Origin of the sequence: Nisaea nitritireducens (assembly GCF_014904795.1) — a bacterium.
GTDB lineage: Bacteria > Pseudomonadota > Alphaproteobacteria > Thalassobaculales > Thalassobaculaceae > Nisaea > Nisaea nitritireducens.
Map to the genome: position 1 here is coordinate 24,374 of NZ_JACZFS010000002.1, position 6,000 is coordinate 30,373.

At 60.0% G+C, this 6,000-nt stretch carries 3 protein-coding genes; all 3 read left to right on the top strand.

Annotation, left to right across the window (positions count from 1 at the left end):
* Positions 1 to 238: 238 nt before the first annotated feature.
* Positions 239 to 2,398: a catalase/peroxidase HPI gene (gene katG, locus IG629_RS00225; protein WP_226886336.1), complete on the top strand. Its 2,160-nt coding sequence runs from the start codon at positions 239 to 241 to the stop codon at positions 2,396 to 2,398.
* A gap of 270 nt (positions 2,399 to 2,668) precedes the next feature.
* The gene (locus IG629_RS00230; RefSeq protein ID WP_028464355.1) at positions 2,669 to 3,673 is read left to right on the top strand and encodes a TAXI family TRAP transporter solute-binding subunit; all 1,005 of its coding nucleotides are present in this window, start codon (positions 2,669 to 2,671) and stop codon (positions 3,671 to 3,673) included.
* An 87-nt stretch (positions 3,674 to 3,760) separates the two neighbouring features.
* Positions 3,761 to 5,860 (top strand): TRAP transporter permease, encoded by a 2,100-nt coding sequence (locus tag IG629_RS00235; RefSeq protein ID WP_036552990.1) that lies wholly within the window; start codon positions 3,761 to 3,763, stop codon positions 5,858 to 5,860.
* Positions 5,861 to 6,000 lie beyond the last annotated feature (140 nt).

Sequence of the window (6,000 nt, forward strand, 5' to 3'; positions counted from 1 at the left end):
GTCTTTCAACCATCTGACATGATTCTGCAGCTTCTCCAGGATGCGGCTTTCTGGGGACGCGTGCGGGTGCGGTTTCCATCTTCGAAAACGGGGCAGGGCCTCTTCGATTAGAATAATTCCAGAAATCTGAATCATCCCTCTTGCGCTTGGCTGGAATTGAGTCATTTTAGAATGATTATAATTCGCGCTCACGGTTTCCCCCTTGAGCAATGCCTCGGACCAGATGGGAGGGTCTACGATGAATGAGATGAACAAATGCCCGGTGATGCATGGTGGTAACACCGAGGCGAAGATGTCTCCGACCGAGTGGTGGCCGAAGGCGCTGAACCTGGACATCCTCCATCAGCACGACACCAAGTCCAACCCGCTCGGCAAGGACTTCGATTATCGTGAAGAGCTGAAGAAGCTCGATATCGCGGCGCTGAAGAAAGACATGCACGCGCTGATGACGGAGAGCCAGGACTGGTGGCCGGCCGATTGGGGTCACTATGGCGGCCTTATGATCCGTCTCGCATGGCACTCTGCCGGCTCCTATCGCCTGGCCGACGGCCGCGGCGGTGCCGGTACCGGCAACATCCGTTTCGCGCCGCTGAACTCCTGGCCGGACAATGCGAGCCTGGACAAGGCACGCCGCCTGTTGTGGCCGATCAAGAAGAAGTACGGCAACAAGGTCAGCTGGGGCGATCTCTACATTCTCGCCGGGACCATCGCCTACGAATCCATGGGTCTGAAGACCTTCGGCTTCGGTTTCGGTCGCGAGGATATCTGGCATCCGGAAAAGGACGTGTACTGGGGCGCCGAGAAGGAATGGCTGGCCCCGAGCGACACCCGCTACGGCAGCGTCGAAAATCCGGCGACCATGGAAAACCCGCTGGCGGCCGTGCAGATGGGCTTGATCTACGTGAACCCGGAAGGCGTCAACGGCAAGCCTGATCCGCTGAAGACCGCCGGCCAGGTCCGTGAGACCTTCGCCCGTATGGCGATGAATGACGAGGAAACCGTCGCTCTCACCGTTGGCGGCCACACCGTCGGCAAGGCGCACGGCGCCGGTGATGCCGGGGCCCTCGGCGCGGAACCGGAAGCAGCCGATCTTGAGGAGCAGGGCTTCGGCTGGACCAACCCGGCCGGTACCGCAAAGGCCAACATGGCCATCACCAGCGGTATCGAGGGCGCCTGGACCGCCAACCCGACCAAGTGGGACAACGGCTACCTGCACCTGTTGCTGAACTACGAGTGGAAGCTGACGAAGAGCCCGGCCGGCGCCAACCAGTGGGAGCCGATCGACATCAAGGAAGAGGACATGCCGGTCGACGCGTCCGACCCGTCGGTGCGCAAGATGCCGATGATGACCGACGCCGACATGGCGATGAAGATGGACCCGGAATATCGGAAGATTTCCGAGAAGTTCTTCAATGACTTCGACTACTTCTCCGATTGCTTCGCCCGTGCCTGGTTCAAGCTGACCCACCGCGACATGGGCCCGAAGGTCCGCTATTTCGGCCCGGACGTGCCGTCCGAAGAGCTGATCTGGATGGATCCGGTTCCGGAAGGATCGAAGAGCTACGACGTGGATGCGGTCAAGGCGAAGATTGCTGCCAGCGGCCTCTCCATGGGAGAGATGGTCTCCACCGCTTGGGACAGCGCCCGGACCTATCGCGGTTCCGACATGCGGGGCGGCACCGACGGTGCCCGTATCCGCCTGGCACCGCAGAAGGATTGGGAAGGCAATGAGCCGAAGCGCCTCGAGAAGGTGCTCTCCGTGCTTGAGCCAATCGCGAAGGAAGCGGGCGCTAGCCTCGCCGACGTGATTGTCCTGGCCGGCAATGTCGGTGTCGAGCAAGCGATCAAGGCCGCCGGCTTCAACGTTCCGGTACCGTTTGCGCCGGGCCGTGGAGACGCGTCTGCCGAGATGACGGATGCCGACTCCTTCGACTCCATGGAGCCGCTCGCGGACGGTATGCGCAACTGGCAGAAGCAGGACTATGTGGTGAGCCCGGAAGAGCTGATGCTCGACCGCACGCAGCTCATGGGCCTGACCGCGCCGGAAATGACCTGCCTCGTCGGCGGAATGCGGATGATCGGCACCAACCATGGCGGCACCAAGCACGGTGTGTTCAGCGCCAAGGAAGGCGCCCTGACGACCGACTTCTTCGTCAACCTCTGCGACATGGCCAACAAGTGGGTCCCGGCCAGCAAGAGCACATACGAGATACAGGACCGGAAGACCGGCGCGGTGAAGTGGACGGCGACCCGTATGGATCTCGTCTTCGGCTCCAACTCGATCCTTCGTTCCTATGCCGAGGTCTATGCCCAGGACGACAACAAGGAGAAGTTCGTGAAGGACTTCGTCGCCGCCTGGACCAAGGTCATGAATGCGGGCCGCTTCGATCTCGCTTGATCGTACGTCTCTCTGACACCTGATACGGGCCCCGCCGCAGATCATGCTGCGGGGCTTTTTCAATTTATGATCCAGTCCGGTGGGGGAATGTCTCCGGTGGCTATGTTTTCGCTTTCCCTCGCGGGTTACTCTGGATTGATTATCGCGAAAATCGGGTGAAATCACTCCAATTCATTAAGAATTTATTGCGCCGCAATATATCAGCGGGCACGCTTCGCGACGTTTTGCACCAGGGGGGTGCTCTGTCTTGCGCGAAGTGGAGAATAAATAATGAAGTTTCGAATTAGGGCGTTTGTCGCCGCCTTTATCGCCATCGTAGGGATTGCGGGCATTATCGCTCCGTCCTACGCCCAAGACATGAAGTTCTGGCGGATCGGCACCGGTGGCGCCGGTGGCACCTACTATCCGATCGGTGGCCTGATCGCGAACGCGATTTCCAACCCGCCAGGCTCGCGGCCCTGCGACAAGGGCGGAAGCTGCGGCGTCCCGGGCCTGGTCGCCATTGCGGTTTCGACCAATGCGTCCGTTGCCAATGTGAACGCCATCGATGCAGGCCAGCTTGATGCCGGTCTTGCCGGCGCCCAGAGCGTGACCCAGGGCTTTAACGGCGAAGGCAAGTTTGTCGGCGCCAAAAAAGACAAGATCCGGATGATCGCCAATCTCTATCCGGAAGACATGCACCTTGTGCTGCCGAAAGGCACAAAGCTGGGCAGCCTGAAAGATCTGGCTGGCAAGAAGGTCGGTGTCGCGGCTGCCGGTTCGGGAACCCAGGTTTCCGTGCGGATGATCCTCAAGCACTACGATATCAAGGCTGACGAGCTTGAACTGAACCTGGGCCAGAGCACCCAGCGTCTGGCCGACGGTCAGATCGATGCCTTCTTCTATGCAGGCGGCACCCCGTTCGCGGCGCTGATCCAGCTTGGCTCGACCAAGGGCTTCGAGCTCTACACCTTCTCCGAGGAAGAGCGCAAAGAGATCAACTCGATCATCCCTTATTATGTCGAGTCCCTGATCCCGGCCGGTACCTACCAGAACATCACCTACGATGTGCCGACCGTTGCCGTCAGCGGCCAGCTGATCACCGGCGCCAATCAGCCCGAAGAGCTGGTGTACGAGATCACCAAGGCTCTGTGGAACAAGAACACCCGCAAGCTACTCGACAAGGGCCATGCCAAGGGCAAGCAGATCGTGCTTGAAACCGCCCTCAAGGGCGTCCTGATCCCGGTCCATCCGGGCGCGGAGAAGTTCTACAAGGAAGTCGGCCTTATCAAATAAGGACCGTTAGCGGAGACAGGCGCGGATCGCCCTGTCTCCGTTTTTCTTTTTTCCATTTATCAGAATCACTGAAAGTCCGGACAGAGCATGGCCGAATTCGACGTCAAAACCGCCGAAGAGCTTGAGCGCAAATACGATTCCGGTCTGCAGACACGGACGCAAACGCCACTCATGGAGTGGTTCATTTACCTATTTTCGATTTTCTTCGCGGGATATCACTATTTCACCGCAGGGTTCGGGACACCGATCGACTACTGGCACATGGGTTTCCACATGTCCGGGGTCATCCTGCTGGTTTTCATCTGCTATCCGATCATCAAATCCAACCGCCTTATGACAATCCAGGCGCCTGCCTGGTGGCGGCCGGGCACAGTGCCTCTGTGGGACTGGCTCTTTATCGCCGTGGGCATCGCTTGCTCGCTCTATATCGGGGTGACCTGGTATGGCGTGGACATCGAAGTATTCGGCATGAAGTTGCATCTCGTCGAACAGGTCATGCGCCAGGGGGATCCGGCGGACATCGACATTGTCTTCGGCACGGCGCTGATCATCGTTCTGCTTGAGGCCGTGCGCAGGACTTTGGGCATGGTCGTTCCGATCATCATTGGCATCTTCACCGCCTACGCTATCTTCGGCCCCTACATGCCGTTGCAGATCCTAATGCATCCCGGCATTTCCTGGGCCCAGTACATCAACAACATGTACTTCCCGGCCGAAGGCATCTTTGGCGTGACCTTATGGATCGTGTCGACCGTCGTTTTCCATTTCGTACTGTTCGGCGTGCTTGCCCAGCGCATGGGGCTCGGACAGTTTTTCGTCGACATCGCTGCCGTGATGGCGGGCCGCTATACAGGCGGGTTAGCCAAGGTCAGCGTGGTGTCCTCCGCTTTCTTCGGCACCATCTCAGGCTCCTCGATCGCGAACACGGTCTCGACCGGCTCGCTAACCATTCCGAACATGAAGCGGATGGGATATCCGGGGCATCTGGCGGGCGGTGTCGAGGCTGCGTCCAGTGCCGGCGGCCAGATTACACCGCCGATCATGGGGGCCGCGGCCTTCGTCATGGCCGAGTTTCTCGAAGTGCCTTACACGACCGTGGTCGTAGCGGCGATCGTGCCGGCGATGATGCATTATATCGGCGTGCTCTCGATCGTGCATTTCCAGGCCAAGCGTCTTGGTCTCAAGGGCATGCCGGCCGAGGAAATTCCGAACCTCTTCAGAGTCCTGCGCCGGGGCTGGCCGACAGTTCTGCCCCTCGCGGTATTGATCTATGTGCTGTTCAGCGGCTATTCGCCGAATATGGCGGCCTTCTGGGGAATTACCACAGCCCTGGCAGTAGGCCTGCTCAATCCGATGCACAGGATCGGCTTCCGGGACATTTTCGATGCGGCGGTCCTGGGCGTTAAATATGCGCTCGCGGTGGGCGCCGTCTGCGCCGCTATCGGGATAATCGTCGGGGTCGTCAACTCCACCGGTCTCGGTTTCCGGCTCGGCTTCATGGTCGCGAACAGTGCCCGCGAGATCGCTGAGGGAATCCTGCCCTTGATCGACTGGTTCCCGCTTGCCACCTTCACCGAAGACGGCGTAACCCTGTTGATCTCGCTGATTTTGATTGCCGTCACCTGTATCCTGATGGGCGCGGGGCTGCCGACCACGGCGCTCTACATCATGCTTGCCACGGTTGCTCAGCCGGCGCTCGGCAATCTGGGTGTGCCGCCGCTCGCATCACATCTGTTCGTGCTCTATTACGGGGTCATTTCCGAGATCACACCGCCGGTCTGTGCTTCGGCCTATGCGGCGGCAGGGATCGCGGGCGCCAACCCGTTCCGGACAGGTGTCTCGGCCTTCACGCTCGGTATCGCCAAACTGCTGGTGCCGATGGTGTTCGTCTACTCCCCGGCCATGCTGATCGTGATCGACACGCATTTCACCCTGGAAGCGTTCCTGGTGACCTCGATCACCTGCGCGGTTGGTGTCTTCATGCTTGCAACCTCCGTCGCGGCTTACTTCCTTGCCCCGATGCCGGGGATCGCCCGTGCGGCTATGGCCCTGGCGGGTATCCTGCTGGTGGCCCCGGGGGAGAGCAGTGACATCTACGCTGCCGTGTTCGCCGTACCGGTTCTGCTGCAACAGGTCGTTGCAATGCGGCGGAACAAGGCGGCGGAGTTGCTAAAAGCGGAAGCCTGACCGGGCTCCACCCGGATATCCAAAGAAGAAGGCCCCGGCGCGCATGCACCGGGGCCTTCTTCGTTTCCGGCAAGTGCAGACCGTGGGAGCCCTGCCGTCATGGGGGTAAGCTGCCAGTCAATCATAAGGGGAGGATGCGA